At 61.1% G+C, this 26,474-nt stretch carries 26 protein-coding genes; 9 read left to right on the top strand and 17 right to left on the bottom strand.

Annotated elements, in window-relative coordinates; translation table 11 throughout:
• Positions 1-170: 170 nt before the first annotated feature.
• The 3 genes from PspCFBP13508_RS18960 to PspCFBP13508_RS18950 form a co-directional block, all read right to left on the bottom strand.
• Positions 171-1,097 (bottom strand): hydroxymethylglutaryl-CoA lyase, encoded by a 927-nt coding sequence (locus PspCFBP13508_RS18960; protein WP_137215393.1) that lies wholly within the window; start codon positions 1,095-1,097, stop codon positions 171-173.
• A complete protein-coding gene (locus tag PspCFBP13508_RS18955; RefSeq protein WP_137215392.1) occupies positions 1,094-2,287 on the bottom strand; it encodes a CaiB/BaiF CoA-transferase family protein in 1,194 nt (397 codons plus the stop codon). Before PspCFBP13508_RS18955 ends, PspCFBP13508_RS18960 begins: the two co-directional genes overlap by 4 nt.
• A 252-nt stretch (positions 2,288-2,539) precedes the next feature.
• Positions 2,540-3,445, bottom strand: a complete 906-nt coding sequence (locus PspCFBP13508_RS18950) for a LysR family transcriptional regulator (protein ID WP_130910864.1) — start codon at positions 3,443-3,445, stop codon at positions 2,540-2,542.
• Positions 3,446-3,678: 233 nt separating this feature from the next.
• On the opposite strand from PspCFBP13508_RS18950, the gene PspCFBP13508_RS18945 reads away from it, so the two are divergent.
• Positions 3,679-4,845, top strand: a complete 1,167-nt coding sequence (locus PspCFBP13508_RS18945) for an MFS transporter (RefSeq protein ID WP_130909879.1) — start codon at positions 3,679-3,681, stop codon at positions 4,843-4,845.
• 29 nt (positions 4,846-4,874) lie between these two features.
• On the opposite strand, the gene PspCFBP13508_RS18940 is transcribed toward PspCFBP13508_RS18945, so the two are convergent.
• The gene (locus tag PspCFBP13508_RS18940) at positions 4,875-6,182 is read right to left on the bottom strand and encodes a delta-60 repeat domain-containing protein (protein WP_137215391.1); all 1,308 of its coding nucleotides are present in this window, start codon (positions 6,180-6,182) and stop codon (positions 4,875-4,877) included.
• Positions 6,183-6,387: 205 nt separating this feature from the next.
• Between PspCFBP13508_RS18940 and PspCFBP13508_RS18935 the strand changes: the two genes are divergently transcribed.
• A complete protein-coding gene (locus PspCFBP13508_RS18935) occupies positions 6,388-7,065 on the top strand; it encodes a hypothetical protein (protein ID WP_137215390.1) in 678 nt (225 codons plus the stop codon).
• On the opposite strand, the gene yiaY is transcribed toward PspCFBP13508_RS18935, so the two are convergent.
• Entirely contained in the window at positions 7,026-8,174 is a 1,149-nt protein-coding gene (gene yiaY / locus PspCFBP13508_RS18930; RefSeq protein ID WP_137215389.1) for an L-threonine dehydrogenase, read from the bottom strand. The two genes, PspCFBP13508_RS18935 and yiaY, sit on opposite strands and share 40 nt — an antisense overlap.
• 154 nt (positions 8,175-8,328) lie before the next feature.
• Here yiaY and PspCFBP13508_RS18925 point away from each other — a divergent pair, with 154 nt between their 5' ends.
• A complete protein-coding gene (locus PspCFBP13508_RS18925) occupies positions 8,329-9,348 on the top strand; it encodes a DUF4917 family protein (protein ID WP_137215388.1) in 1,020 nt (339 codons plus the stop codon).
• A 164-nt stretch (positions 9,349-9,512) separates the two neighbouring features.
• On the opposite strand, the gene PspCFBP13508_RS18915 is transcribed toward PspCFBP13508_RS18925, so the two are convergent.
• The 6 genes from PspCFBP13508_RS18915 to PspCFBP13508_RS18890 form a co-directional block, all read right to left on the bottom strand.
• On the bottom strand, positions 9,513-9,857 hold the full coding sequence (locus PspCFBP13508_RS18915) for a YegP family protein (protein ID WP_137215387.1): 345 nt from the start codon (positions 9,855-9,857) through the stop codon (positions 9,513-9,515).
• Positions 9,858-9,937: 80 nt separating this feature from the next.
• The gene (locus tag PspCFBP13508_RS18910; protein ID WP_137215386.1) at positions 9,938-10,519 is read right to left on the bottom strand and encodes a DJ-1/PfpI family protein; all 582 of its coding nucleotides are present in this window, start codon (positions 10,517-10,519) and stop codon (positions 9,938-9,940) included.
• A 171-nt stretch (positions 10,520-10,690) separates the two neighbouring features.
• Positions 10,691-11,917, bottom strand: coding sequence for an SAM-dependent methyltransferase (locus tag PspCFBP13508_RS18905; protein WP_137215385.1), 1,227 nt, complete (start codon positions 11,915-11,917; stop codon positions 10,691-10,693).
• Positions 11,918-12,228: 311 nt separating this feature from the next.
• Entirely contained in the window at positions 12,229-12,846 is a 618-nt protein-coding gene (locus PspCFBP13508_RS18900) for a TPM domain-containing protein (protein ID WP_056783438.1), read from the bottom strand.
• Positions 12,847-12,879: 33 nt separating this feature from the next.
• Positions 12,880-13,638 carry a TPM domain-containing protein gene (locus tag PspCFBP13508_RS18895; protein ID WP_137215384.1) on the bottom strand — a complete coding sequence of 253 codons (759 nt, stop codon included), beginning with the start codon at positions 13,636-13,638 and terminating at the stop codon, positions 12,880-12,882.
• A gap of 13 nt (positions 13,639-13,651) precedes the next feature.
• Positions 13,652-14,260, bottom strand: a complete 609-nt coding sequence (locus PspCFBP13508_RS18890; RefSeq protein ID WP_024011957.1) for a LemA family protein — start codon at positions 14,258-14,260, stop codon at positions 13,652-13,654.
• 258 nt (positions 14,261-14,518) lie between these two features.
• Here PspCFBP13508_RS18890 and bglX point away from each other — a divergent pair, with 258 nt between their 5' ends.
• Positions 14,519-16,810 (top strand): beta-glucosidase BglX, encoded by a 2,292-nt coding sequence (gene bglX / locus PspCFBP13508_RS18885; RefSeq protein ID WP_130912668.1) that lies wholly within the window; start codon positions 14,519-14,521, stop codon positions 16,808-16,810.
• Positions 16,811-16,950: 140 nt separating this feature from the next.
• Here the strand turns inward: bglX and PspCFBP13508_RS18880 are convergent, their stop codons facing one another.
• The 5 genes from PspCFBP13508_RS18880 to PspCFBP13508_RS18860 all read right to left on the bottom strand — a co-directional run bounded on the left by PspCFBP13508_RS18880 (position 16,951) and on the right by PspCFBP13508_RS18860 (position 21,279).
• Positions 16,951-18,108, bottom strand: a complete 1,158-nt coding sequence (locus PspCFBP13508_RS18880; RefSeq protein ID WP_137215383.1) for a phosphatidylserine/phosphatidylglycerophosphate/cardiolipin synthase family protein — start codon at positions 18,106-18,108, stop codon at positions 16,951-16,953.
• Between the two features lies 1 nt (position 18,109).
• The gene (locus PspCFBP13508_RS18875; RefSeq protein ID WP_039762684.1) at positions 18,110-18,700 is read right to left on the bottom strand and encodes a YceI family protein; all 591 of its coding nucleotides are present in this window, start codon (positions 18,698-18,700) and stop codon (positions 18,110-18,112) included.
• A 170-nt stretch (positions 18,701-18,870) separates the two neighbouring features.
• On the bottom strand, positions 18,871-19,167 hold the full coding sequence (locus tag PspCFBP13508_RS18870; protein WP_056783423.1) for a hypothetical protein: 297 nt from the start codon (positions 19,165-19,167) through the stop codon (positions 18,871-18,873).
• Entirely contained in the window at positions 19,164-20,243 is a 1,080-nt protein-coding gene (locus PspCFBP13508_RS18865) for a serine hydrolase (protein WP_137215382.1), read from the bottom strand. Before PspCFBP13508_RS18865 ends, PspCFBP13508_RS18870 begins: the two co-directional genes overlap by 4 nt.
• Positions 20,244-20,400: 157 nt before the next feature.
• Positions 20,401-21,279: an acyl-CoA dehydrogenase family protein gene (locus tag PspCFBP13508_RS18860; protein ID WP_137215381.1), complete on the bottom strand. Its 879-nt coding sequence runs from the start codon at positions 21,277-21,279 to the stop codon at positions 20,401-20,403.
• A 153-nt stretch (positions 21,280-21,432) separates the two neighbouring features.
• Here PspCFBP13508_RS18860 and olsB point away from each other — a divergent pair, with 153 nt between their 5' ends.
• Positions 21,433-22,188: an L-ornithine N(alpha)-acyltransferase gene (olsB, locus tag PspCFBP13508_RS18855; RefSeq protein ID WP_137215380.1), complete on the top strand. Its 756-nt coding sequence runs from the start codon at positions 21,433-21,435 to the stop codon at positions 22,186-22,188.
• Positions 22,188-22,982 carry a lysophospholipid acyltransferase family protein gene (locus tag PspCFBP13508_RS18850; RefSeq protein ID WP_137215379.1) on the top strand — a complete coding sequence of 265 codons (795 nt, stop codon included), beginning with the start codon at positions 22,188-22,190 and terminating at the stop codon, positions 22,980-22,982. The genes olsB and PspCFBP13508_RS18850 overlap by 1 nt, the downstream gene beginning before the upstream one ends.
• Positions 22,983-23,089: 107 nt before the next feature.
• Here PspCFBP13508_RS18850 and PspCFBP13508_RS18840 read toward each other — a convergent pair whose 3' ends face one another.
• Positions 23,090-23,674, bottom strand: coding sequence for an ACP phosphodiesterase (locus tag PspCFBP13508_RS18840; RefSeq protein WP_122505777.1), 585 nt, complete (start codon positions 23,672-23,674; stop codon positions 23,090-23,092).
• 168 nt (positions 23,675-23,842) lie between these two features.
• Here PspCFBP13508_RS18840 and PspCFBP13508_RS18835 point away from each other — a divergent pair, with 168 nt between their 5' ends.
• The 3 genes from PspCFBP13508_RS18835 to PspCFBP13508_RS18825 are packed head-to-tail and all read left to right on the top strand — an operon-like array spanning position 23,843 to position 26,429.
• On the top strand, positions 23,843-24,145 hold the full coding sequence (locus PspCFBP13508_RS18835) for a metalloregulator ArsR/SmtB family transcription factor (RefSeq protein WP_016771327.1): 303 nt from the start codon (positions 23,843-23,845) through the stop codon (positions 24,143-24,145).
• Between the two features lie 34 nt (positions 24,146-24,179).
• The gene (locus PspCFBP13508_RS18830; protein ID WP_056783415.1) at positions 24,180-25,346 is read left to right on the top strand and encodes an MFS transporter; all 1,167 of its coding nucleotides are present in this window, start codon (positions 24,180-24,182) and stop codon (positions 25,344-25,346) included.
• Positions 25,347-25,379: 33 nt separating this feature from the next.
• A complete protein-coding gene (locus PspCFBP13508_RS18825; protein ID WP_016771329.1) occupies positions 25,380-26,429 on the top strand; it encodes an alkene reductase in 1,050 nt (349 codons plus the stop codon).
• Positions 26,430-26,474 lie beyond the last annotated feature (45 nt).

Here is a 26,474-nt window from a genome sequence, read left to right as displayed (position 1 = left end):
AGACGGACTGCCGATGGGCGTCCGATTGTTTTTGTTGTCTGGTGGTACTGCTGAATGCTTTTGAACTGTGGGAGCGAGCCTGCTCGCGAATGCGCCAGATCAGTCGATACCGATGTTGAATGACACACCGCGTTCGCGAGCAGGCTCGCTCCCACAAGGGTTTTGTATCTTCAGGTCGGCATCGGATGCAGATCGCAGTTGCGCCCGGCCTTGGCCAGTTGACCGGGAACTTCGTGGCCCAACAGATCGGGCAAGCCGCGCGAAAGCTTCAGCAGCAGCGGCAAATCGATCCCCGTGGGAATGCCGACTTCAGCGCACAGGTTCACCAGGTCTTCGGTGCAGATGTTGCCCGACGCCCCCGGGGCAAACGGGCAGCCACCGAGGCCACCGAGCGCCGCATCGAAACGCCGCGCGCCGGCCTCGTAAGCGGCCAGCACATTGCACAAACCAAGGCCGCGAGTGTTGTGGAAATGCAGGGTCAGGTCGGCCGGCGAAACCCGCTGCAAAACGCGCCGCACCAGGCGATCGACCTGACGTGGATTGGCCATGCCGGTGGTGTCGGCGAGGCTGATGCCCTGAATGCCGAGCTCTTGATAAGCGTCGACAATTTGCAGCACGCGATCCTCATCGATCCGGCCTTCGAACGGACAACCGAACGTGGTGGCGATGCTGCCGTTGAGGCGCACACCTGAGCCGCTGACAAACGCAACAATGTCAGCGAACGCGGCCAGCGACTCCTCGCAACGCATGCGCATATTGGCGAGGTTGTGGGTCTGGCTGGCGGACATCACCAGATTCAACTCATCGGCATTGGCCGCCAGTGCGCGTTGTGCGCCTTTGAGATTGGGGATCAACGCCACGTAAATCACCCCTGGCTGACGCTGGATGCCGTTGAATACCTGCTCGCCGTCACGCAGGGCCGGAATGGCTTTGGGCGAGACGAAAGAGCCGGCCTCGATGCGGCTGAACCCGGCCTGCGAGAGTTGATTGATCAGGGTGATCTTGTCAGCGGTTTCCACCCAGGTCGGCTCGATCTGCAAGCCATCGCGGGGCGAGACTTCCTGGACGATCAGGATTTGCGAATAGTCAGTGATCATTGCACCACCCCCTGGCCTTTCAGACGTTCGATATCGAGTTCAGTCAGGCCAAGATTGGCGAGAATATCGTCGGTGTGCTGGCCCAATTTCGGCCCGGACCAGTTTACACCGCCGGGGGTCTCCGAGAGTTTGGGGACGATGCCGGGCATTTTCACCGTTGCGCCGCCGGGCAAGTCGGCATCGAGCAACATGTCCCGCGCCTGATAGTGCGGATCGGCGACGATGTCAGCCACCGAGTAGATGCGCCCGGCCGGCACTTCAGCGGCTTCGAGGGCGGCCAGTACCTCGTCAATCGGCAGGCTGCTGGTCCAGTGCGTGATGGCCGCATCGAGCAAACCGCTCTGCGCCGCACGACCGTCGTTGTGGGCAAATTCTTCTGCCTCGGCCAGGTCGGCGCGGCCGATGGTGTGCATCAGGCGCTTGTAGATCGGGTCGCTGTTGCCGGCAATCACCACGTAGGCGCCGTCGGCCGTGAGGTAGGTATTGGAGGGCGCGATGCCCGGCAAGGCGCCGCCGCTGCGTTCGCGGACATGGCCAAGCATGTCGTATTCCGGCACCAGACTTTCCATGACGTTGAACACGCTTTCGGCCAGCGACACATCGACGACCTGCCCACCGCCCTGCCCGGTCTTGACCCGCAACAGCGACATCAGCGCGCCGATCACCGCGTGCAGCGAGGCCAGCGAATCGCCGAGGCTGACGCCGACTCGCGCCGGTGGCGAATCGGGATTGCCGGTGGTGTAGCGGATGCCGCCCATGGCCTCGCCAATCGCACCGAAACCGGGCCGGTCACGGTAAGGGCCGGTCTGGCCGTAGCCGGAGATACGCACCAGGGTCAGGTTCGGATTCAGCGCATGTAGCACGTCCCAACCCAGACCGAGTTTTTCCAGCGCACCGGGGCGCAGGTTTTCAATGATCACGTCGGCGTCGCCGGCCAGTTGCTTGACCAGTTCGATGCCTTCAGCGGATTTCAGATTGAGCGCCAGGGATTTCTTGTTGCGCGATTGCAGGTACCACCACAGCGATGTGCCTTCGTGCAGCTTGCGCCATTTGCGCAGCGGGTCGCCCTGACCCATGGCTTCGATCTTGATCACCTCGGCGCCGAACTCGGCAAGCATGCGCGCGGCAAACGGCGCGGCGATCAGGGTGCCGATCTCGATCACTTTGATTGCACTCAAAGGGGCATTCATCGCGGGTACCTCTTGTTCTTGGAATATGTCGCCAAGGCTAGAGGAACGATGATTGACGAATCCAGCCGTCTCTCGGCAATGAGCGTTCGCGAAATGCGAATGCTCCGCAGTGATTGCGTGGTGAATTCAGGGCCGCCTTCGCGAGCAGGCTCGCTCCCACAAGGATCTGTAGTGGTTTCAGATTCTGTGTTCACACAAGTTCAATGTGGGAGCGAGCCTGCTCGCGAAGGGGCCATCAGCCGCAATGAAGATCTACCGCCCGCGCAAATGCTCAAACAACATCCGGCTCACCGGCGACAACCCCGCCTCATCGCGCACCACCACAATCAGCGCGCGATCAGCCCAGGCATCGGTCAGCGGCACCGCGCGCAAGCCCAGTGCCTGACCAAACAACTCATAGGCTCGCTGCGGCAGAATGCCGATGCCCATGTTCGCCTGGACCATCCGGCATACCGCATCGAATCCCGGCACATGAATGCGGATGCGCAGGACTTTGCCGGCCTGCCGCGCCGCCGCATGGGTACGCATGTTGATCGAACTGGCTGCGTGCAAGCCGACGTAGTCGCTGTCGAGGGTTTCACTGAAAGTCACCGATTCGCGGGTAGCCAACGGATGCTCCGGCAGCATCACCACCACCAGTTTGTCCTGACGGTACAACACGCTGTGCAGGCCTTTGGTGTCGCTGTCCTCAGAGCAAATGCCGAGGTCGGCGACGCCATCGAGCACACCCTGAATCACCCCGGCGCTGGGGCGTTCTTCAAGGTCGGTCTTGACCTGCGGATGCTGCGCCGAGAAGTCACGCAAGTCTTCAGGCAGGAACTGAATGATCGCCGACAGATTGGCCAGCATGCGCACGTAACCGCGCACACCGTGGCTGTGCTCACCCAGCTCCAGGCCCATTTTTTCCACGTTGAAGAGCATCTGCCGCGCATGGTGCAGCAGGGTTTCACCGGCCGGCGTGAGGATCATGCCTTTGGCCTGGCGCACGAACAAAGCGATGCCCAGCGCCTCCTCCAACTCCATCAGACGCTTGCTCGCCGCCGACACCGCGATGGCTTCGCGCGCAGCCGCACGGGTCAACGTGCCTTCCTCGTGGACGGCGACGAACAGTTGCAGAGTGATCAGGTCGAGACGGCGGATCAGGCTTTTTTGCAGCATGGGAAGCTCGAGTACTGAGTGATTTGAATCGGCAGGATAGCCCGGTTTTCGTTTTAGTCAGACATGTGAACAGTCCGCAGACTTTCATGGTTTCGCCCTACAAACTAAACTGCGCCGCCTCTCAGGAATGACGGAAACCGCCGATTTATTCCGGACTTTTTGCTTTGTAAAGTCTTTGCACCAGCGGTGGATCCGTAATGCAGGGCAACAAGCGACTGAAACAGGGATGAGCCATGAACGCCCGCGTCACCCTTCTGATCACCTGCAGCACGGTTTTCCTCGCCCAACTGGGCATGAGTATTTATCTGCCGGCGCTGCCGGAGATTGCCCGTTATCTGCGCGCCGAACCTGCGCAGGTGGCGTGGGGGTTGTCGCTGTACCTTACCGGTATGGCGCTGCCGATGTTGTTCTGGGGCAGTCTGGCGCAGCGCATCGGACGCAAACCGGTGTTGCTGGCAGCGCTGGTTATTTATGGGTTGAGCAATCTGGCGTTACCGACGGGTTCGACGCTTGAATCGTTTTTGCTGCTGCGATTGTTGCAAGGCGTGGGTGCCAGCGGTATTTCGGTGATGGCGCGGGTGCTGATCCGCGACAGTTTTCGCGGCGATCTCCTCGCCAAGGCGCTGTCGTGGATTTCGATATCGTTCGTGGTGGCGCTGGGTATCGGCCAATATCTGGGCTCGCTCATCGAGGTGACGCTGGGCTGGCAGGCGATCTTCTACTTGCTCGGTGTGACGTGCCTGTTGATGGCGGTGATTGTCTCGCGAGTGACTTTCCCTTCGATGACTGACGAACCCGTCAGCACCTCATCCTGGTCCGCTTATCGACGGATTGCGTTGCACCGGACGTTTCTTCTTCCGGCTCTCGCGGGTGGTTTGGGCTACGGCGTGATCATCGCTTTCAACACTGCCGCACCGCTGATTCTGCAGGGGCCGTTCGCGTGGTCGACGGTGGATTACGGACTGCTCGGCTGGCCGATCAGCGCGGCGTATTTTCTCGGCGCACTGGCTGTCAACCGCTTCGTCGTGCGTACCGGTCAGGCGCGGTTGATGACCATTGGCGTGGGTTTGGTCTTGGCGGGCAGTGGCGTGATGTTGCTGGGAAGCTTGACGGCCAGCTCCATCGCCATTCTGTTTTGGCTGCCCTATTGCGTGGCAGTGTTTGGCCAATCCTTGAACTACCCGATCAGCCTGTCTCGCGCCAACGATGGCGCACCGATCGCCGGGGCTTATGCGATGGCGTTGAGCGGCTTTATCCATCAGTTGATGGCGGCGATCATTGGCGCGATGGCCAGCCTGATCGCCAGCCCCCAAGCCTGGCCGTTGTCGCTGCTGTGCGTGTTACTGGCAGTGGGCGCGATGCTGTGCGTGCGGTTCACGCCGAGGGGAGACATCCGTTAGAACGCGTTGCGAGCTTTACCTTGAATCGATTATCGGCGACGGCGTTGTGCGGGTTTTGTGATGGCCGCGGTCAGCAAGCGAACCAACTGCGCGCTGTCGTCTTTGCGGCCCAAAACCAGGATGGATGAGCCTTGCAAGCAGGCATCGATGGCAGGCCACGAAATGTCCTTCGCGCCTTCGATATCAAAAGAATCATCCACCGCGCCGTCGACCTCAAAACCTCCCGTCAGCAAGCCTCGTGAATTGCCCGAGGTTTGCCCGACCGCGACGACCCGTCCGTCGTCGATATCATTCAGCGCAAAGCCTGCCTTCCAACTCCTGAGATCGAGTGTCTGTATTGCGGGGGTGATCACAGGATTCTCGAACGCTGTATCCATCTGACCGGCGTCGGTGATACCGCTGATCACACCATGCTGGAGCTTCATACCTTGCGTTGATTCGACCGCCGAACCGAGCAGCAGCAGGCGCTCTGCCGTTTGCGCAACGATGTTCTCCACGTGGCTTTCGAGCGGTTTGCCATCCCTTTGGATGTTCAGCACCAATACTCCCTTGTCGCCAAACTGTTCTGCGACGTTTCCGCTGCTGTCGAATGCCATGACCAATCCCTGATTGGTAACTTCGATTTTGCCATGCACCAGAATCAGCCCGTTGGCGAGCTGAATGATCCCCGACAATGAAATGGCTACCTTAGGCAGCGTCAGGACCAGCCAGCCTTTGTCAGCGAACGATGGATCATTCGCGCCACCGCGAAGCAACCGCGTCAACAAACCACTACCGTTTTGAGACGTCACGAAAAGCAGCCCGTCCGCCCCTTCAACCTGCGGGGTAGATTTCGTCAGAATAAATCGCCCATGCGTGGCACCGGACAACAAAGGGATACGCGTAGGCACAATCTGGTAGCCGCTCCTGTCGTCGCCGAACGCGATGTCCGGCGAGCCGTCGGGCAAGAACCGGGCGATGACCTGGTGGAGTTTAATGACCTCGTCCTCGATGATGCCAATCACCCCACACATCCAGATCAGCCCATCGTCCGCATCCACTAGCAAGTGTCCGCCTTGCGAGAGCAGAGGTGTACCAAAGTGGCCAGACAGATAGCCGGCGTCACCGAAGCTCGAGTCCGGACTCCCGTTGGCATCCAGACGAGCAAGGCCGTAGTACGAATGACCTGATCGCTCAACGGTTGCGCTGACCATGATCTTCCCTGAAGGAGTGATCGCCACGCCTTTGCTGATGGTTTTGCTCGCCCCGGGAAATTTCAGGGTTCGCAAACCAAAAAGCTCATCCAGCTCTCCGGCTGACTGTGCTTTGGGTGCCTTTGGCGCGGGGGATTTCGACATGTTCGTATTCTCTTCAAGAGATCGACGTCGACCCCCTTGTTCAGAGCATTCGACCCGAAGAAGCCATGTTGAACAACTGACATAAATGACAGTTTTTTAGAACTTAAGGCTATTGACGTCCAACCAACCAAGTCTAAAAAACTGGTAGTTCTTACAGGTCCAAAACCGGTTCAAATCTGTAAACCTGTTCATTCATCATTTCTGAATGAGCAAACCGGTCATGAGTAGCGGACATCCAACGGACGCCCAGCCGGGGCTTCCGACGATCGTATTTCCTTTTGAGGGCGGTAAAACCGCACGCCGTCCCGTACTGTTCGGAACGGGGCCGGCGGGTGGTTTGATCGAGATATGGGATGCCGGGGAAAACTTCCATTACGCTTCAGGCCCCATCGGAAGCGACGAACGCTGGACAGTTGATGTTTTCGAAGAAATCGCTCCGGGACTTCATCAGATCCGTGCTCGCGTGATAGCGGGCGCCGCCTCGGAGTGGTCCGCCCCTCGCTCATTCAGAGCCAACGCAACAGATGATGCCCCTGTCATCAATTTGCCTGGGGAAAGCGAGCAGGTCAGCGATGTCGTGACATTCCAGGGAACAGTGCCTCGCGCAGGCGGTTACGTCGACATTGTCGATCTGAACGACGGTCACCACCTCGCTCAGGTAAGGGTTGAGCCTGACATGACCTGGTTCACACAGCTGACCGGTCTCGGTGCGCGAGTACACAGAGTTTCCGTCAATCATCGATTGGGCGGCGTCGCGTCGAACTGGGCGGGCGTACGCACCTTTACGGTGGTCGCAGAAGCGAGCGAAGGACTGTTCGACTTCGCTCGCCTGCGCGCCTTCATTCAAAACGCGTTACGGAAAATCTCCTCAATCTGGCGCTGATCCGCTGACCGGGGATTGGTCAGTCCGCAGGCGTCCTTCAAGGCGTTGGCGGCGAGCACCGGGATGTCGCTGAGTTTCGCGCCCAGCTCACGCAGTCCGCCGGGAATCTCGACGTCTTTGGCAAGGTTGCGAATGGTATTGATGGCCGCCTGCGCGCCCTCTTCTGCGCTGAAACCGCGAATATCCGCGCCCATGGCGTGGGCGACATCCCTGAGTCGGTCAGCGCAGACCAGCGCATTGAAGCTCTGCACATGCGGCAACAGCACGGCATTGCAGACGCCGTGGGGCAAGTCGTAGTAGCCGCCGAGCTGATGCGCCATGGCGTGGACAAATCCGAGCGAGGCGTTGTTGAACGCCATGCCGGCGAGGAACTGCGCGTAAGCCATGTTCTCCCGCGCCGCCAGGTCGCTGCCGTCGCGCACAGCCAGGCGCAGGTTGCCGCTGATCAGGCTCATCGCTTTCAACGCGCAAGCATCGGTGATGGGGTTGGCGGCGGTCGAGACGTAGGCTTCGACAGCGTGGGTCAGTGCATCCATGCCAGTGGCGGCGGTCAGGCCTTTGGGCATCGCGACCATCAGTTCCGGATCGTTGACTGACAGCAGTGGCGTGACGTTGCGGTCGACGATGGCCATTTTCACGTGGCGCGATTCGTCGGTGATGATGCAGAAGCGGGTCATTTCGCTGGCAGTACCGGCGGTGGTGTTGATGGCGATCAGCGGCAATTGCGGCTTGCTCGAGCGATCGACGCCTTCGTAATCGCCGATCTGCCCGCCATTGGTTGCGCAGAGGGCGATGCCCTTGGCGCAATCGTGTGGCGAGCCGCCACCCAGCGACACGACAAAATCGCAACGGCTTTCCTTCAACAGCCCCAGCCCCGATTCGACATTGGCCGTGGTCGGGTTCGGTCTGGCGCCATCGAAGATCACCGAATCGATGTCCTGCATCGCCAGTTTCTCGGCGATCATCGCCGCCACGCCGGCCTTGGCCAGCCCGCTGTCGGTGACAATCAGCGCCTTGCGAAAGCCATAATTGCGAATCGCGACCATGGCTTCGTCGAGGCAGCCGCTGCCCATGATGTTGACCGCCGGAATGAAGAAGGTGCTGCTCATCGTGTGTCTCCTGACTGGAGCCGGATCGACTGCCTCGATTCGGCGGGTGCACACAGGATCGACCGATCGGTCACGAGCAATGTTGATCTGGCTCAATGTCCGCTCGTGATAAAGTCGCCGTCCATCTGCCCTTTGTTTTGAGACCGCCCACGCAATGACCGATTTTCTCGATGTCGACGCCACCCTCGAAGACTGGAACGCCCTGCGCGCCGCGAACGATTTCCAGGGTTTGCTGGTGGGCAATGGCGCCAGCCGCGCGGTGTGGGATGACTTCGGCTACGACTCGCTGTTCGAAAACGCCCGTACGGTCGAAGAGAAACCGCTGAGCCCATCGGAACTGGCGGTATTCGACGCGCTGCAAACCCGCAGCTTCGAGCAAGTGCTGGGCGCCCTGAAAACCACCAGCCGGGTCAACAAGGCGCTGGCGGTCAGTTCAGCGGCGCCGCGCAATCGCTATTACGCGATCAAGGAAGCGCTGATCAACACCGTACACGCAGTGCACATCCCGTGGCGGCTGGTGCAGCCTTCGACACTGACGGTGCTCAATGCAGAACTGGCGCGCTATCGCACGGTGTTCACCACCAACTACGACCTGCTCAATTACTGGGCGCTGCAACACCCGGGCGAGGCCATTGACGACCTGTTCAACGGCGCTGACGCGAGTTTCGATCTGAGCCAGAGCGCCACCGAAAAACCGCGCCTGCTGTACCTGCACGGCGGGCTGCATCTGGTGCGCAATCAGGACGGCACCGCACGCAAACTGACCTCGACCGAGGGCACCCTGCTCGGCAGTTTCGCCATCAACAACACGATCAAAACCCTGGACGACGTGCCCCTGTTCGTCACCGAAGGGCCGAGCGCCGATAAGCTAAAGACCATCCGCAGCTCGGATTATCTGTCGTTCTGCTACGAGCAGTTACTGGCCCATGGCGACAGCCTGTGCATCTTTGGCCACGCGCTGGGCGAGCAGGATGCACACTTGGTGCGGGCATTGCGCCTGGCCAGACCCGCGACCGTGGCGATCTCGATTTACCCGCGCAGTGCCGCGTTCATTCAGCATCAGAAGCGTCACTACGCCAAGGTGTTTGAAGGTACCGGAGTTGAGTTGCGGTTCTTTGATGCCAAGAGTCATGCGCTGGGCAGTCCGAAATTGGCGGTACCGGTTGAGGTTTGATATTGGCCGGGCTGACGCCTTCGCGAGCAGGCTCGCTCCCACAATGGAATGCGGTCACCTGTGGGAGCGAGCCTGCTCGCGAAGACGGCCTGGCAGCCAATCCAAAAGGTGACTGGAACACCGCTTTCGCGAGCAGGCTCGCTCCCACAGGTTGATGTCGGATTTCAGAGGACAGGCAGGGTCTTGTCCTTGATGGTTTTCGTCGACCCGTTGGCCTTCACGCTGGCAATGCCCTTGTCGCACGCGCCATCCGATGAATACGACTCGCTGCTGCCGATGATCTGGTGATTGGCCGCCTTGAGGTTGAAGTACGGGTGGCCGTCCTTGGTCGATTTTTTCTCGTAGCGCTCGTCATGCGGGCTGTTGGCCTGCACCGAGGCGATGCCGCCGTCGGCGCCGGCGCGGGTGCTGTAGAGCTCGCTGGTCAGAATCGTTTCGGCGTTCGCTGCTTTCAACACGAACCTGAATTGGCCGTTGCTGCTTTTGCTCACTTCGTACCATCCGGACATGTCTGTTTCTCCTGGGGGCGGTTGAGAGATTTCGCGCTTCAGAGTAAAGACCAGCGTCTGCGATCTGTCGCCTGCCCCGACTACAAGCTGATTTTCGTACCGAGCAGACCGAGGAAACCGGCCAGCCATTTAGGATGCGCCGGCCACGCCGGAGCGGTGGCGAAATTTCCCTGAACATGGCCGTCGGTCACCGCAATGTCGATGTAGGTGCCGCCCGCCAGACGTACTTCCGGGGCGCAGGCCGGATACGCGCTGCACTCACGCCCCTCGAGCACACCTGCCGCAGCGAGCAATTGCGCGCCATGGCACACCGCTGCGATGGGCTTGCCGGCGTTGTCGAACGCGCGCACCAGTTCGAGGACTTTGTCGTTCAGCCGCAGGTATTCCGGCGCACGACCGCCGGGAATCAGCAGCGCGTCGTAATCGGCTTCGCTGGCCTTGGCGAAATCGAAATTGAGCGCGAACAAGTGACCGGGTTTTTCGCTGTAAGTCTGATCACCTTCAAAATCATGAATCGCCGTGCGCACGGTGCTGCCGGCGGGCTTGTCCGGGCACACGGCGTGGACCGTGTGGCCGAGCATCTGCAGGGCCTGGAACGGCACCATCACTTCGTAGTCTTCGACGTAATCGCCGACCAGCATCAGGATCTTTTTCGCGGCCATGGGAAAACTCCTCGGGGAAAGGTCTGGGGAGTATTCAAGGTAGACCCAAATTGAGCTGCAAGCTTCAAGCTTCAAGCTTCAAGAAAAAACAGGATCACCCATATCAGGCACACCAGCGTCATGCTGCAACTTGCAGCTTGCAGCTTGCCGCTTGAAGCTTGCAGCTGCCTGTTAAGGCATATAGCCGTCAGCGCGCAGCAGTGTTTCCAGGCAGTGTTCGCTGATGTGGTAGAACGCCTTGAGCTCTGCGATCTTCGCCAACAACTGCGTCGGATCGACCGGTTCGGCGCGTTTCACCGCGAGAATCATCTTGTTCTTGTTGGTGTGTTCCAGCGAGATGAACTCGAACACCTTGGTCTCGTAACCACAGGCTTCGAGGAACAACGCGCGCAAGCTGTCGGTGACCATTTCCGCTTGTTGGCCGAGGTGCAAGCCGTATTGCAGCATCGGTTTGAGCAGCGCCGGGCTCTGGATCTGCAGGCGGATCTGTTTATGGCAGCACGGCGAGCACATGATGATCGACGCGCCCGAGCGGATGCCGGTGTGAATCGCGTAATCAGTGGCGATGTCGCACGCATGCAGGGCGATCATCACGTCCAGCTCACTTGGCGCCACTGTGCGCACGTCACCGCACTTGAATACCAGCCCCGGATGCTCGAGCTTGGCCGCTGCGGCGTTGCACAGGTTGACCATTTCTTCGCGCAGCTCGACGCCGGTGACTTCGCCCTCGGCCTTCAGCGTATTGCGCAGGTAGTCGTGAATGGCGAACGTCAGGTAGCCTTTGCCCGACCCGAAATCGGCGACCCGCACCGGTTTGTCCAGCGCCAGCGGCGACGAGGTCAGGGCATGGCTGAACACTTCGATGAACTTGTTGATCTGCTTCCACTTGCGCGACATCGCCGGGATCAGCTCGTGCTGCGCATTGGTCACGCCCAGATCCTTGAGGAACGGGCGACTTAATTCGAGGAAGCGGTTTTTCTCGCGGTTGTGCTCGGCGGACGGCGCTTCACGCAATTGCTGAGGCTTGCTCTTGAACAGCGAACTCTTGCCCTTTTTGCTGTATTCCAGCTGCGCTTCGTCGGTCAACGCCAGTAAATGAGCATTTTTGAACGAGGTCGGCAGCAGACCGGCAATCAGCGCCACGCCTTCGCTCAGCGGCAGGTTCTTGGTGATGTCGCGGGTCTTGTAGCGATAAACGAATGACAGGCACGGCTGCGCCTTGACCGTCACCGGTTTGATGATGACCCGTTGCAGATCCGCCTCTTCACCGACGTATTTGGCCAATACCAGTTTGATGAAACCGCTGTCGTCGAGGCTGGTTTGCAGCAGCTCGATGAACTGGGCGTGGTGATCGGCGGCCGGTTTGGCGGACGGCGCGGAAGAAGCGGAAACGGACATGGACAAGCGGCCTCGGACGGGCGGAATCAGGAATGGCGGGTATTTTAGGGGGGATGGGGGTTGGGGACACCCTCTTATTTACCCAACGGTTCAGAAGCCCCTCACCCCAGCCCTCTCCCGGAGGGAGAGGGGGCCGATCGCGCTGTTCTCCAGAACTACGCCGACCTGAAAAAACGAGCCGAACTCAGGTTCTCAATCCATAGTCGACTCGGACGTTCAGGTCGGTTTCGAGCAAAAGGCACCTCGGTCGGCTCCCTCTCCCTCCGGGAGAGGGCTGGGGTGAGGGTCTGGGGCTCAAGTGAAAAGCCATATCAGCCCAACACCACCAACCGATTCGGCAACTCGTTCCTCACCTGCGTCACCGGCACATGCACCTTCAACAACTCACCACACGCCTCCACGCACGTGACAAACCCTTCAAGCGTGCGGCCTTCGCGGACCTGTTCGGTAAACGCCGCGACAATCGCGTCCCAGTTGCTGTTATCCAGCCGTTTGGAAATCCCCTCGTCCACCAGAATCTCCACATAGCGCTCAGCCTCGCAGACAAAAATCAGCATGCCGGTGCTGCCCACGGTGTGGTGCAGGTTCTGTTCGAGAAACTGCCGCCGCGCCAGGTTGGAGGCGCGCCAGTGACGCACGCGGCGCGGCACCAGATGGGTGGTGATTTTCGGCAGACGAAACAGCAGGCAGAGGACAATGAACATGCCCCATTGCACCAGCAGCAGGCTGCGCAGGGTCAGCCAGCCGGTGAGGTAGTGGACGATGCCCGGCAACACCAGCGCCAGCAGACTGGCCCAGAGCAGCGGGATGTACGCGTAATCGTCGGCGCGGGCAGCGAGCACCGTGACCAGTTCGGCGTCGGTGTCGCGTTCGACCCGGGCGATGGCCTCGGCGACTTTGCGTTGTTCGTGTTCAGTCAGTAATGCCATGTCGAAAAGTGCCTGCTCATTATTCTTTTGATCTCACCAGCCGCCGGACGAACCGCCGCCGCCGAAACTGCCCCCGCAACCGCTGAAGCCGCCACCGCCACCGCCACCGCCGCCAAATCCGCCGCCTCCGCCAAAGCCGCCCCCTCCTCCGGAGCCGCCCCGGCCGGCAGGCAGGATACCGAGCATCTGGCAGACAAACACCGTCAGGATGAACAACATCACCAGAAACATGAACAGCGCCGGGTGCCGCGAGATGAAATCATCCGCCGGGTCGCCGCTGGATTCGTATACGGTCGACGGTTCGTCCAGCGGATTGCCACCGAGCACCACCAGCATCGCCGCAACGCCGTCGCTGATGCCTTTGCTGAAATTGCCGGCCTTGAACGCCGGCGTGATGACCTGATGAATGATCACCGACGACTGCGCATCGGTCAGGCGATCCTCCAGGCCATAACCGACTTCGATGCGCAGTTTGCGCTCGTCACGGGCGACGATCAGCAAGGCGCCGTTGTTCTTGTCCTTCTGGCCGATGCCCCAGTGCCGACCGAGCTGAACGCCGAAATCCTCGATGGTGGTGCCCTGCAGATCCGGCAGCGTGACCACCACCAATTGCTCGCCGGTGGCCTGCTCGTGCGCCTGCAATTGCTGGCTCAGTTGCGCGCGAATCGATGGCTCGAGCATCTGCGCCTGATCGACCACGCGCCCGCTCAGCGGCGGAAACGTCAATTCGGCCCGGGCGCTGACGGCGAACAGCCACAGCATCAGCACCAGGCCCAGTTTCAACAAACGCATGGGCAACCTCGAGTCAGAATTTCACTTCCGGGGCCTTCTCCGCGCCGGGCGTGGTGGCTTCGAAGGTTTCGCGCATCGGCAGATCGCTGTACATCACGCTGTGCCACAGGCGACCGGGGAAAGTGCGGATCTCGGTGTTGTACTTCTGCACCGCCAGAATGAAATCGCGACGGGCCACGGCAATGCGGTTTTCCGTACCTTCGAGTTGCGATTGCAGGGCGAGGAAGTTCTGGTTGGCCTTCAGATCCGGGTAGCGCTCGGAGACCACCATCAAACGGCTCAACGCGCCGGTCAGTTGATCCTGTGCCTGCTGGAACTGCTTGAGCTTCTCGGGATTGTCGAGGGTGCTGGCATCGACCTGAATCGAGGTGGCCTTGGCTCGCGCTTCAATGACTGCGGTCAGGGTTTCCTGTTCGTGGGCCGCGTAGCCCTTCACGGTTTCCACCAGATTGGGGATCAGGTCGGCACGGCGCTGGTACTGGTTCTGCACCTGGCCCCAGGCGGCTTTGGCCTGTTCGTCGAGCGTCGGGATATTGTTGATGCCGCACGCGGTCAACAGCGTGGCGAACACCAGCAACGTGGCGATCTGTAGCCGTGAACGGGAGGTTGAGCTGATATTCATTGCAGTGATGCTCCATGACACATTTGATTTAAAAACCGAACGCTGGGCATTCCCGGCCAGCGGTTGGGGCATAATCGGCGCCGCCACTGGCATGCGACGGGCTAATCGGCTAAAAAGTGCCCTTCGCGTTCACGTTGCCGCTGTCGGCTGCGGTTTTCCGGCTCAGGATTTTGCGCCGGTATCCGAACAACAATAGTCGCTCCCTACATTTTGGCTGGCCGGTGTTGCATCACCGTTTGGGCTCTAGAGAAAAAATTCATGAAGAAGCTGTGTTTGCTGGGTCTGTTCGTCAGCCTGGCCAGTCATCAGGTACTGGCCGCCACGACCCCGGTACCTTTGGAGAACAAGGACGCTTTCATCAGCAACCTGATGAAACAAATGACCCTCGACGAGAAGATCGGCCAGTTGCGCCTGATCAGCATCGGCCCGGAAATGCCCCGCGAGCTGATCCGCAAGGAAATCGCCGGCGGCAATATCGGCGGCACGTTCAACTCGATCACCCGCGCGGAAAACCGTCCGATGCAGGACGCGGCCATGCGCAGTCGCCTGAAGATTCCGATGTTTTTCGCGTACGACGTGATCCACGGTCACCGTACGATTTTCCCGATTCCGCTGGCCCTCGCATCGAGCTGGGACATGGACGCCATCGGCCAGTCCGGTCGCGTTGCGGCTAAAGAAGCCGCTGCCGACAGCCTCGACATCACCTTCGCGCCGATGGTGGATATCTCCCGCGATCCGCGCTGGGGCCGCAGTTCCGAAGGTTTCGGCGAAGACACCTACCTGACCTCGCGCATCGCCAAAGTCATGGTCAAGGCCTATCAGGGCGAGACCCCGAGCGCCGCCGACAGCATCATGGCCAGCGTCAAGCACTTCGCCCTGTACGGCGCGGTCGAGGGCGGTCGCGACTACAACACCGTCGACATGAGCCCGGTGAAGATGTACCAGGATTACCTGCCACCGTACCGCGCCGCGATCGATGCCGGTGCTGGCGGTGTGATGGTGGCGTTGAACTCGATCAACGGCATCCCGGCCACGGCCAACACCTGGTTGATGAACGACCTGCTGCGCAAGGACTGGGGCTTCAAAGGCCTGGCAGTCAGCGATCACGGCGCGATTTTCGAACTGATCAAGCACGGTGTCGCTCGCGACGGTCGCGAAGCGGCGAAGCTGGCGATCAAGGCCGGCATCGACATGAGCATGAACGACACCCTCTACGGTAAAGAACTGCCGGGATTGCTCAAGTCTGGTGAGATCGAACAGAAAGACATCGATAACGCCGTGCGCGAAGTGCTCGCTGCCAAGTACGACATGGGCCTGTTCAAGGACCCGTACCTGCGCATCGGCAAGGCCGAGGATGATCCGGCCGACACCTACGCCGAGAGCCGCCTGCACCGCGCCGAGGCCCGCGAAGTGGCACGTCGCAGTCTGGTGCTGCTGAAGAACCACAACGAAACCCTGCCGCTGAAGAAAGACGCGAAAATCGCGCTGGTCGGTCCATTGGCGAAAGCGCCGATCGACATGATGGGCAGCTGGGCCGCCGCCGGGCGCCCGGCACAATCGGTCACTTTGTTCGACGGCATGAGTTCGGTGATCGGCGACAAGGCCAACCTGATCTACGCCCGTGGCGCCAACATCACGGGCGACAAGAAGGTCCTCGACTACCTGAACTTCCTCAACTTCGATGCCCCGGAAGTGGTCGATGACCCGCGCCCGGCCAACGTGCTGATCGACGAAGCGGTGAAAGCAGCGAAGGATGCTGACGTAATCGTCGCGGCAGTCGGCGAGTCCCGTGGCATGTCCCATGAATCCTCGAGTCGCACTGACCTGAACATCCCGCAAACCCAGCGCGAATTGATCCGTGCGCTGAAAGCCACTGGCAAACCGCTGGTACTGGTGCTGATGAACGGCCGTCCGCTGACGATTCTCGAAGAGAACCAGTCCGCCGATGCGATCCTGGAAACCTGGTTCAGCGGCACCGAGGGCGGCAACGCCATCGCCGACGTGCTGTTCGGCGACTACAACCCGTCGGGCAAACTGCCGGTGACTTTCCCGCGTTCCGTGGGCCAGATCCCGACCTACTACAACCACCTGAGCATCGGCCGGCCGTTCACTCCGGGCAAACCGGGCAACTACACCTCGCAGTATTTCGATGACACCACCGGCCCGCTGTTTCCGTTCGGTTATGGCCTGAGCTACACCACCTTCGCCCTGAGCGATATGGCGCTGTCATCGACCACCCTCAACGCCAGCGGCAAGCTCGACGCCAGCGTCATGGTCAAGAACACCGGCAAACGTGACGGCGAAACCGTGGTGCAGTTGTACATCCAGGACGTCACCGGTTCGATGATCCGGCCGGTGAAAGAACTGAAGAACTTCCAGAAGATCATGCTCAAGGCCGGCGAACAGAAAGTCGTGCACTTCACCATCACCGAGGACGACCTGAAGTTCTACAACGCCCAGCTCAAATACGCGGCCGAGCCCGGCAAGTTCAACGTGCAGATCGGCCTGGATTCGCAGGCGGTGACGCAGCAGAGCTTTGAACTGCTGTAACAGCAGCAACACTGCAAAACACTGTGGGAGCGAGCCTGCTCGCGAAAGCGATCATTCAGACAAAAAATTGCTGAATGACACACCGCTTTCGCGAGCAGGCTCGCTCCCACATTGGATTCAGGGTGTATTCAAAATCGTGGTTATCCGCGTCTATCGAGAATATTCACCACCAACCGATCCACCCAGCCCCACACCCGCTGCTTGACCCGCCGCCACAACGGTCGGCGCTGCCATTCCTCCAGGCTCACCAGCTGACTCAAGCCGAAGTCCTTCACGAAGCTCGACTCCACCGCTGCCGTCAACGCCGGGTCCAGTGCTTCCAGATTTGCCTCCAGATTGAAACGCAGATTCCAGTGATCGAAGTTGCACGAACCGATGCTTACCCATTCGTCGACCAGAACCATTTTCAGGTGCAGGAAACACGGCTGGTACTCGAAGATCTGCACCCCGGCCTTGAGCAGGCGCGGGTAATAGCGATGCCCGGCGTAGCGCACTGACGGGTGATCGGTGCGCGGCCCGGTCAGCAACAGCCGCACATCGACCCCGCGTGCAGCGGCTTTGCGCAGCGAGCGACGGATTTTCCAGGTAGGCAGAAAGTACGGCGTGGCCATCCAGATGCGTTTTTGCCCGCTGTTCAGCGCGCGAAACAGCGATTGCAGAATGTCGCGGTGCTGGCGGGCGTCGGCATACGCCACACGGCCCATGCCCTCGCCCTTGTCCGGCACGCGCGGCAAACGTGGCAGACCAAAATGCGCGGCCGGACGCCAGGCGCGGCGGTAACGGTTGGCGATCCACTGGCGATCAAACAGCAATTGCCAGTCGATCACCAACGGGCCGCTGATCTCGACCATCACCTCGTGCCACTCGCTGACATCATGGCCCGGCGTCCAGAATTCATCGGTCACGCCGGTGCCGCCGACCACTGCCAGGCATTGGTCGACCAGTAGCAATTTGCGGTGGTCACGATAGAAGTTGCCGACCCAGCGCCGCCAGCTCAGGCGATTGTAGAAACGCAGCTCGACTCCGGCCTGAGTCAGGCGCTGGCGCAGGTGCAGCGTGAACGCGAGGCTGCCGTAATCATCGAACAGGCAACGCACGCGCACGCCGCGCTCGGCCGCCGCGACCAGCGCCTGGACGATGGCTTCGGCGCAGGCGCCGGCCTCGACCAGATAGAGCTCCAGTTCGATCTGCTCTGTAGCTCCAGCGATATGCTCGAGCATGCGCGGAAAGAACTGCGGGCCGTCGATCAACAGTTCGAAACGGTTGCCGTCACGCCAGGGGAACACCGCACCGCGCATGTCAGCGCGCCGTGAAGATCAGCACCGCACCCACCGGCACCGACAGACTGATCGCCGACAGATCGGCGAGTTTGCGCAGGTTTTCCAGGCCCGGCGCCAGATCGAAATCCTCGGCGTTGATCACCAGCGGCTCCAGTGTCACCACCTGAAAGCGCCGATCATCCAGACGCGTGGCGAGCAACTCGGCCGGGTATTCGTGCTGCTTGCCGTGCAGGCTGACGGTCAGCGGCAGGCGCAATTCCAACTGCGCGCCGGGCGCCAAATCGTTAATCGGGCGCAGATCGATCTGCGTGGTGATAGTGGCTGCAGGAAATTGCTCGATCTGGAACAGCTCCTTGCGCATGCGCTCATCACGCAGCGGAATGCCGCTGTTGATCGATTCGAGCTCGACTTCGACCTCGGCGCGACCGTTTGGATCGACCTTGCCGTGCAGCACCAGAAAACGCTGCACTTCCGACACGCTGGCATTTTTGGTGCTGACGAACGACAGCCGCGACGACTCGCCGTCCAGGTACCAATTGGCCTGGGCCGGCAGTGCAGCGGCGGTCAACAACAGACTGGCGAAGGTTGTATAGAGGGAGCGGTTGAACATTGAACACTCGTGGGGGCGATAAACCTGCACGAACCTTAACCGCCCGCCAAGTTATTGCAAGCCCTGTGGGAGCGAGCCTGCTCGCGAATGCAATGCTCGCCGCACAGCATGTATTGCGGCTTGCGACGATTTCGCGAGCAGGCTCGCTCCCACAGGGGAGACCAGATAATTCAAGGATTCAGGCGACAGCCCTGGCGTTCGCTCAGCCACTGCGCGCTGTTGCTGCGGCCCATGCCGCTGACGGTGATGGTTTTGCTCGAAGCGTCATCGGTAAAACCGCTGGTTGGCAGCCATTGCTTCACATAACCACGGCAATACCCGGCGTCGTTGTTCATCACATAACGACACGAGCAATATTCCTTGGCGGTGTAGGCGCTGATGATGTCCGGGAAAGCCCAGAGGTTTTCCCGTTCATACCAACCCCAACCGAGCAGCACGACCAACAGCAATAATAAAAAGCGCTTCATGGCCGCACCGCCTGCAACACGCGTTTGAGCAATTCGTTGTGCTGGTAGCTGCCATCACGGTCATCGCCGTAACGCACGATCACCAGTTTCTCGCTGGGCATCACGTACAGCGCCTGGCCCCAGTGGCCGAGGGCGGCGAAGGTGTCGGGTGGCGCGTCGGGCCACGGCGACGTCGCACCATCGACAGGCCGATTGAGCCACCAGTGGCCGCCGGGTACGGCTTCGTCCTGATGCGCCTTGTAGCCGGCAAAGGGCTTGAGATTGAATGCCACCCAATCCTCGGGCAGCAACTGCCGATCGTTCCAGCGCCCGCCGCGCGCCATCAATAGACCGACCCGCGCCAGATCCCGCGCGGTGAGATAGGCGTAGGACGAGGCGATAAAGGTGCCGCTGACATCGCTTTCCCACACGGCGTGGCGAATGCCCAAGGGCTCGAACAACGCTGTCCATGGATAATCGGCATAACGCTCTGGACCGACCATGGTTTTCAGGGCGGCGGCGAGCAGATTGCTGTCACCGCTGGAATAACGGAAAGCCTGACCCGGTGCGGCGTAGGCGTCGTGGCCCGCCGTGAACGCGGCCATGTCGCGATGGCCGCGGGTGTAGAGCATCGCCACCACCGAAGATTTCAGCGGCGCGTATTCGTAGTCCTCCTGCCAATCGAGACCGGAAGCCCAGTTCAGCAGATGGCCGAGGGTGATCGCCGGGTGTTTTTCCAGCGCCGGGTAGAACTTCAGCACTGGATCGTCGAGTTTGAACCGGCCTTCGCCGTAGGCCACGCCGAGGACGGCGGCCAGCAGGCTTTTGCTGATCGACCAGGTCAGGTGCGGGGTCTGTTCGGTGGTCGGAGCGGCGTAGCGTTCGTAGATGATCTGGCCGTCGTGGATGATCAGCAAGGCGTCGGTGCGGATGCCTTCGCGGGTGGCGTCGTTGCGGGGTGCGAAGGCGTAGCTTTCCAGCGCTTCGACAGCCGGGCCGCTGATTGGCGAGCCGATCGGCCACTGCTCGCCGGGCCATTGTTCGGCGCGGACGGTGAGGCTGATCAGCAGCAGGAACAGGGACAGGCCTTTGAACATGGTGGGGGCTCTGGGAATGAACCTGTCGAGACTAGTCGGGGTTTATGACAGATGTATGGTGATTTTGAGGCCGCCTTCGCGAGCAGGCTCGCTCCCACATTTCGACAGACGAAACACGATCTTTCTGTGGGAGCGAGCCTGCTCGCGAAGGGGCCGCTCAGATCACCGCCAAAGCCTTGGCCAAGCGCTTGGCCCTCGCCCCTGCCGCCAACTGCATCACGCCCTTGTCCCGCTGCCACATCTGCGCCCACTCCGCCGGGCCATTGCCCAGCGCCTCATCTACCTCCCGCCCCAGCGCTTCAAATTGCGCAAACAACCCGCCCAGCAGCACATGCCCGGCCGGACTGTTCGGCGCCTGCCGACTGGCCTCGGCGCACCCGGCCAGCAGCGCCAGCAAACGCAGTTGCAGGGTCTGCGGCCAGTCGCTGTCCTGGCCGACGCCATACAGCCATGCGGTCATGGCGCTCAAGACATAGACATCTTCAAGGCTGCGGAACGGTTTGACGTATGCGTCCCAGCCATCGCCAGCGAGCAGTTCGCACAGGGCGCCGTCGAGGTGCAGGCGACCGTGGCTGATGTCCGGCATCAACGGCAACGCCGGCAGTTTTTCCACCTTCACGCCGGGCTCACCGGGATAAATCACCGCCAGACTCAAACGCGGCGTTTCCCCGGGTTCCTCACTGCGTGCCGCCACTAGCAGCCAGTCGGCGGCGTCGCCTGCGGTGACGAAATCCTTGCGCCCACTCAAGCGCAAATCGCGCAGCCGCGTTTGCATATCGGCCGGGCGCGGGCTGCGTTGTTCGGTCGCGCACAAGGCGCCGAGGCTCAGCGGCGCGCTCGGCCACAACATGCGCAGCGCCGCCTGATAACCGACCAGAAATGCCAACCCCGGCGTGGCCATCCGCCGCCCGCCGGCCACCGCCAACTCGAACGGCGTGGCGTTGCCCAGCGTCTGCAATAGCGTCGCGAAACCCTCGGCCAGATCAGCAGCGGCGGGCAAGCGTTCACGGCGGTGCAGCAGTTCTAACCAGGGCATGGGCGCCTCCTTGTGGGCTGTCATATAAGCATCACCGAACGTTCATGGCGATGACACCGGGGCTACATAGCCTGACTTTGCACAACACGGCTGCATAAAGAAAGTCGATCGGCTGCAACCCACGACGGGTTCAAGGCCCGTACGGAGATTCACATGACGCAAATCGCCCGCATCAGCGACACCGGCAATGAACGCCGCCTGCAAGCCGAACGCCTGATCGGCGCCGAAGCCTTGCAGCAAGCCCAGGCCCTGCGCTTCGCCGTCTTCAGCGGCGAGTTCAACGCCAAACTGAAAGGCGCGGAACTGGGTCTGGACATGGATGACTATGATGTTCACTGCAGCCACATCGGCGTGCGTGATCTGAACACCGGGCGCCTGGTGGCGACCACGCGTCTGCTCGATCACACCGCCGCCAGCAGCCTCGGCAAGTTCTACAGCGAAGAAGAATTCAGCCTGCACGGCCTCGCCCACCTGCAAGGCCCGATCCTGGAAATCGGCCGCACCTGCGTCGATCCGGCGTACCGCAACGGCGGCACCATCGCCGTGCTCTGGGGCGAATTGGCCGAAGTGCTCAATCAGGGCGGCTACAGCTATCTGATGGGTTGCGCGAGCATCCCGATGCAGGACGGCGGCATCCAGGCCCACGCGATCATGCAGCGTCTGCGCGAGCGTTATCTGTGCACCGAACACCTGCGCGCCGAGCCGAAAAATCCGCTGCCGACGCTGGATATCCCGTCCAACGTCATCGCCGAAATGCCGCCGCTGCTCAAGGCCTACATGCGCCTCGGGGCGAAGATCTGCGGCGAGCCGTGCTGGGACGAAGACTTCCAGGTCGCCGACGTGTTCATCCTGCTCAAGCGCGACGAACTCTGCCCGCGCTACGCCAAGCACTTCAAGGCGGCGATGTGATGAGCCGGTTGCGGGTGTACGCGCGAATCGCGCGAGTGCTGCTGGTGGTGACGCTGGGACTGACCATGGCCAGCGTCTTCGGCGTGTTCGAACGCATCGGTCTGGCCCACTCGATGGAGCGGCGCCAGCGCTGGTCGCGCTTCTTCATGGCGCGGCTGAGCAATGCCCTGCCGTTTCGCGTGAGCGTCCAGGGCGAGCTGCCAAAACAGCCAATGCTGTGGGTCAGCAATCACGTGTCGTGGACCGACATTCCGCTGCTGGGCATGCTCACGCCGCTGTCGTTTCTGTCCAAGGCCGAAGTGCGCACCTGGCCGGTGGCCGGCTGGCTCGCGGCCAAGGCCGGCAGCCTGTTCATCCGCCGTGGGTCGGGCGACAGCCAGTTGATCCGCAAGCAGATGACCCGCCATCTGCAAACCGAACATGCGCTGCTGATGTTCCCCGAAGGCACCACCACCGATGGCCGTTCCCTGCGCACCTTTCATGGCCGCCTGCTGTCGGCGGCGATCGATTCCGAGGTGATGCTGCAACCGGTGGCGATCCGTTATCTGCGTGACGGCGAAATCGACACGCTCGCACCGTTCATTGGTGACGATGACCTGCTCTCGCACCTGATGCGCCTGTTCAGCCATGACTGTGGCGATGTAGAGGTGCATCTGCTCAAGCCAATAGAGTGTCAGGGCCGCGAGCGTGCGGCGCTGGCGTTCGAAGCGCAGCAGGCGGTGCAGAAGGTGTTGTTTGGCGAGGTCGCAAAACCTGCCGAACCGCGCCGCACAGGCAACCTGATAGCCGCCTGAGCCAATACAAATCCTCTGTGGGAGCGAGCCTGCTCGCGAAGGCAGCGTGCCATTCAGCATCTATATTGGCTGAGACACCGCATTCGCGAGCAGGCTCGCTCCCACATTCAGATCTTCAGTGGATCAGAGTTTTGCGCAAAATCCTGCAATTGCGGATAAAACAGGCTGAAGTCTTCACTCAGCGGCTCATACAACCGCCGCAACTCCGCCATGGCCCCGGCCAATTCCTCCGGCCTGGTCAGGCGCCGCGAGATCCCGCGCAGCACCTGTTCCAGCACCTCAAATTCGCGATACGAGCCCAGCCAGTCGTTGGCGACCATGTGCGGGGCGATCTTAGCCAGCCGTTCCGGCAACTGTCGTTCGCGGGACAGCACGTGATAGACGTCTGCGGTGAACTGCTCCAGCGGTCGGTCGGCATACAGCGTCCAGTCCCGCGCCAGGCAATGATCGAAAAACACATCAAGGACTATCCCCGCATAGCGCCGCCGCGTCTCGGTAAAGCGCCCCAAAGCAATGTCGACCAGTGGATGGCGATCGGTGAAGACGTCGATGCGCCGATGCAGCGCAATCGCCGCCTCCACTTCCGGGTCGAACTGGCCTTGCAGCCGACCTTTGACGAAGTCGCCATACAGGCTGCCGAGTAACTGACCGGGGCGCTGACCGCCGAGATGCAAATGCGCGAGATAGTTCATGAGCGCAGCTTAGCACTGCGTTCGCTGCTCCAGCACCCTCGTATCGTTATAACCCGATATAGCGATTTATGCGTTCGTCAGACCGAATTCATATTGGTATATCGCGATCCAACGATTTAAAGTTCGCTCCATCGCGATATATCGCCACTGCCACCACGAGCCCAAGCCATGAACCTCGACCTCGACGAAATAATAAAAGCCCTGGCGCACCCAGTACGGCGAGACATCCTCAACTGGCTGAAGGACCCGAAAGGCGAATTCCCCGAGCAGTTGCACAACCACGAGTACGGCATCTGTGCCGGGCAGATAGATCAGCGTTGCGGCCTGTCGCAATCGACCGTTTCCGCGCATCTGGCGACCCTGCAACGGGCCGGGCTGATCAGCAGCCAGAAGGCCGGGCAGTGGCATTTTTTCAAACGTAACGAGGACGTCATCCAGGCGTTTCTCAGCACCCTCAGTAAAGAGCTCTGACCCTTAACGTCAGCCAGCCGACAAGGAAACCTGCATGCCCCTTTCGCTTCTCATCCTCGCCCTGAGCGCTTTCGCCATCGGCACCACCGAGTTCGTCATCATGGGCCTGCTGCCCGACGTGGCGGCGGACCTCGGCGTGTCGATTCCCGGCGCCGGCTGGCTGGTCACCGGTTACGCCTTGGGCGTGGCCATCGGTGCGCCGTTCATGGCGCTGGCCACCGCCAGGCTGCCGCGCAAGGCCGCGCTGGTGGCGTTGATGGGCATCTTTATTGTCGGCAACCTGCTCTGCGCCATCGCCAGCGACTACAACGTGCTGATGTTTGCCCGGGTGGTCACGGCGCTGTGTCACGGTGCGTTCTTCGGCATCGGCTCGGTGGTGGCGGCCAATCTGGTCGCGCCGAACAAACGTGCCTCGGCGGTGGCGTTGATGTTCACCGGTCTGACCCTGGCCAACGTGCTTGGCGTGCCACTGGGCACCGCATTGGGTCAGGAAGCCGGCTGGCGTTCGACCTTCTGGGCCGTGACCGTCATCGGTGTGATCGCGCTGATCGGCCTGATCCGCTTCCTGCCGGCCAAGCGTGACGAAGAGAAACTCGACATGCGCGCCGAACTGGCCGCTCTCAAAGGTGCCGGCATCTGGCTGTCGCTGAGCATGACCGCGCTGTTCGCCGCTTCGGTGTTCACCCTGTTCACCTACGTTGCGCCGCTGCTCGGCGAAGTCACTGGCGTGTCGCCGCGTGGGGTGACCTGGACACTGATGCTCATCGGCCTCGGTCTGACAGTCGGCAATATCATCGGCGGCAAACTCGCCGACAAAGGCATGGCCGCCACGCTCATCGGCGTGTTCATCGCCATGGCCGTGGTTTCCACGGTGCTGAGCTGGACCAGCGTTGCGCTGATCCCGACCGAGATCACCCTGTTCCTCTGGGCCACCGCGTGTTTCGCCGCTGTGCCGGCGCTGCAAGTCAACGTGGTGACCTTCGGCAAGGCTGCGCCGAACCTGGTTTCGACCCTGAACATCGGCGCCTTCAACGTTGGCAACGCCCTCGGCGCCTGGGTCGGTGGCAGCGTCATCGCCCACGGCTACGGCCTGACCAGCGTGCCACTGGCTGCCGCCGCGCTGGCCGTGCTTGCCCTGCTGGTGACCCTGATTACTTTCCGCCAGAACGGCAATGCCGAGCTGGCGCCTGCTTCCAACTGATCAACTTCCTTAATTAAAGCGAGGCTTTTAGACATGGCGACTATTTTCGACCCGATCAAACTCGGCGACATCGAGCTGAACAACCGCATCATCATGGCCCCGCTCACCCGCTGCCGCGCCGACGAAGGTCGTGTGCCGAACGCGCTGATGGCCGAATACTACGTACAACGCGCCTCGGCCGGCCTGATCCTCAGTGAAGCCACTTCGGTAACGCCGATGGGCGTCGGCTACCCGGACACCCCGGGCATCTGGTCCAACGATCAAGTGCGTGGCTGGGCCAACGTCACCAAGGCGATTCACGGCGCCGGCGGCAAGATCTTCCTGCAACTGTGGCACGTTGGCCGCATTTCCCACCCTTCGTACCTGAACGGTGAAGCACCGGTCGCGCCAAGCGCCATCCAGCCCAAGGGTCACGTCAGCCTGGTGCGCCCACTGGCCGACTATCCAACGCCGCGCGCTCTGGAAACCGCTGAAATCGCCGACATCGTCGACGCCTACCGCACCGGCGCCGAGAACGCCAAGGCCGCCGGTTTCGACGGCGTGGAAATCCACGGCGCCAACGGTTACCTGCTCGACCAGTTCCTGCAAAGCAGCACCAACCAGCGCACCGACCAGTACGGCGGCTCGCTGGAAAACCGTGCGCGCCTGCTGCTGGAAGTGACCGACGCCGCGATCGAAGTCTGGGGCGCCGGCCGCGTGGGTGTGCACCTGGCACCGCGTGCAGATTCCCACGACATGGGCGATGACAACCTTGCCGAGACCTTCACCTACGTCGCCCGTGAACTGGGCAAGCGTGGCATCGCGTTCATCTGCTCGCGCGAAAAAGAAGGCGCCGACAGCCTCGGCCCGCAACTGAAAGAAGCGTTCGGTGGCCCATACATTGCCAACGAGAAGTTCACCAAGGAAAGCGCCAACGAGTGGCTGGCCAGCGGTAAGGCAGACGCCGTAGCGTTCGGCGTGCCGTTCATTGCCAACCCGGACCTGCCGGCACGTTTGCAGGCCGATGCGCCGTTGAACGAGCCGCATCCGGAAACTTTCTACGGCAAGGGTCCGGTCGGCTATATCGACTATCCGACCTTGTAATCACGCTGTAGCGCAGAAATGAAAAAGCCCCTGACTTGTGAGAGT

Origin of the sequence: Pseudomonas sp. CFBP13508 (assembly GCF_005233515.1) — a bacterium.
GTDB lineage: Bacteria > Pseudomonadota > Gammaproteobacteria > Pseudomonadales > Pseudomonadaceae > Aquipseudomonas > Aquipseudomonas mercuritolerans.
This window is presented reverse-complemented; position numbering and strand designations above follow the sequence as displayed.

Coding starts and splice junctions, on each gene's coding strand:
- PspCFBP13508_RS18960 (WP_137215393.1), bottom strand. CDS start 1,097: ATGATCACTGACTATTCGCAAATCCTGATCGTCCAGGAAGTCTCGCCC.
- PspCFBP13508_RS18955 (WP_137215392.1), bottom strand. CDS start 2,287: ATGAATGCCCCTTTGAGTGCAATCAAAGTGATCGAGATCGGCACCCTG.
- PspCFBP13508_RS18950 (WP_130910864.1), bottom strand. CDS start 3,445: ATGCTGCAAAAAAGCCTGATCCGCCGTCTCGACCTGATCACTCTGCAA.
- PspCFBP13508_RS18945 (WP_130909879.1), top strand. CDS start 3,679: ATGAACGCCCGCGTCACCCTTCTGATCACCTGCAGCACGGTTTTCCTC.
- PspCFBP13508_RS18940 (WP_137215391.1), bottom strand. CDS start 6,182: ATGTCGAAATCCCCCGCGCCAAAGGCACCCAAAGCACAGTCAGCCGGA.
- PspCFBP13508_RS18935 (WP_137215390.1), top strand. CDS start 6,388: ATGAGCAAACCGGTCATGAGTAGCGGACATCCAACGGACGCCCAGCCG.
- yiaY (WP_137215389.1), bottom strand. CDS start 8,174: ATGAGCAGCACCTTCTTCATTCCGGCGGTCAACATCATGGGCAGCGGC.
- PspCFBP13508_RS18925 (WP_137215388.1), top strand. CDS start 8,329: ATGACCGATTTTCTCGATGTCGACGCCACCCTCGAAGACTGGAACGCC.
- PspCFBP13508_RS18915 (WP_137215387.1), bottom strand. CDS start 9,857: ATGTCCGGATGGTACGAAGTGAGCAAAAGCAGCAACGGCCAATTCAGG.
- PspCFBP13508_RS18910 (WP_137215386.1), bottom strand. CDS start 10,519: ATGGCCGCGAAAAAGATCCTGATGCTGGTCGGCGATTACGTCGAAGAC.
- PspCFBP13508_RS18905 (WP_137215385.1), bottom strand. CDS start 11,917: ATGTCCGTTTCCGCTTCTTCCGCGCCGTCCGCCAAACCGGCCGCCGAT.
- PspCFBP13508_RS18900 (WP_056783438.1), bottom strand. CDS start 12,846: ATGGCATTACTGACTGAACACGAACAACGCAAAGTCGCCGAGGCCATC.
- PspCFBP13508_RS18895 (WP_137215384.1), bottom strand. CDS start 13,638: ATGCGTTTGTTGAAACTGGGCCTGGTGCTGATGCTGTGGCTGTTCGCC.
- PspCFBP13508_RS18890 (WP_024011957.1), bottom strand. CDS start 14,260: ATGAATATCAGCTCAACCTCCCGTTCACGGCTACAGATCGCCACGTTG.
- bglX (WP_130912668.1), top strand. CDS start 14,519: ATGAAGAAGCTGTGTTTGCTGGGTCTGTTCGTCAGCCTGGCCAGTCAT.
- PspCFBP13508_RS18880 (WP_137215383.1), bottom strand. CDS start 18,108: ATGCGCGGTGCGGTGTTCCCCTGGCGTGACGGCAACCGTTTCGAACTG.
- PspCFBP13508_RS18875 (WP_039762684.1), bottom strand. CDS start 18,700: ATGTTCAACCGCTCCCTCTATACAACCTTCGCCAGTCTGTTGTTGACC.
- PspCFBP13508_RS18870 (WP_056783423.1), bottom strand. CDS start 19,167: ATGAAGCGCTTTTTATTATTGCTGTTGGTCGTGCTGCTCGGTTGGGGT.
- PspCFBP13508_RS18865 (WP_137215382.1), bottom strand. CDS start 20,243: ATGTTCAAAGGCCTGTCCCTGTTCCTGCTGCTGATCAGCCTCACCGTC.
- PspCFBP13508_RS18860 (WP_137215381.1), bottom strand. CDS start 21,279: ATGCCCTGGTTAGAACTGCTGCACCGCCGTGAACGCTTGCCCGCCGCT.
- olsB (WP_137215380.1), top strand. CDS start 21,433: ATGACGCAAATCGCCCGCATCAGCGACACCGGCAATGAACGCCGCCTG.
- PspCFBP13508_RS18850 (WP_137215379.1), top strand. CDS start 22,188: ATGAGCCGGTTGCGGGTGTACGCGCGAATCGCGCGAGTGCTGCTGGTG.
- PspCFBP13508_RS18840 (WP_122505777.1), bottom strand. CDS start 23,674: ATGAACTATCTCGCGCATTTGCATCTCGGCGGTCAGCGCCCCGGTCAG.
- PspCFBP13508_RS18835 (WP_016771327.1), top strand. CDS start 23,843: ATGAACCTCGACCTCGACGAAATAATAAAAGCCCTGGCGCACCCAGTA.
- PspCFBP13508_RS18830 (WP_056783415.1), top strand. CDS start 24,180: ATGCCCCTTTCGCTTCTCATCCTCGCCCTGAGCGCTTTCGCCATCGGC.
- PspCFBP13508_RS18825 (WP_016771329.1), top strand. CDS start 25,380: ATGGCGACTATTTTCGACCCGATCAAACTCGGCGACATCGAGCTGAAC.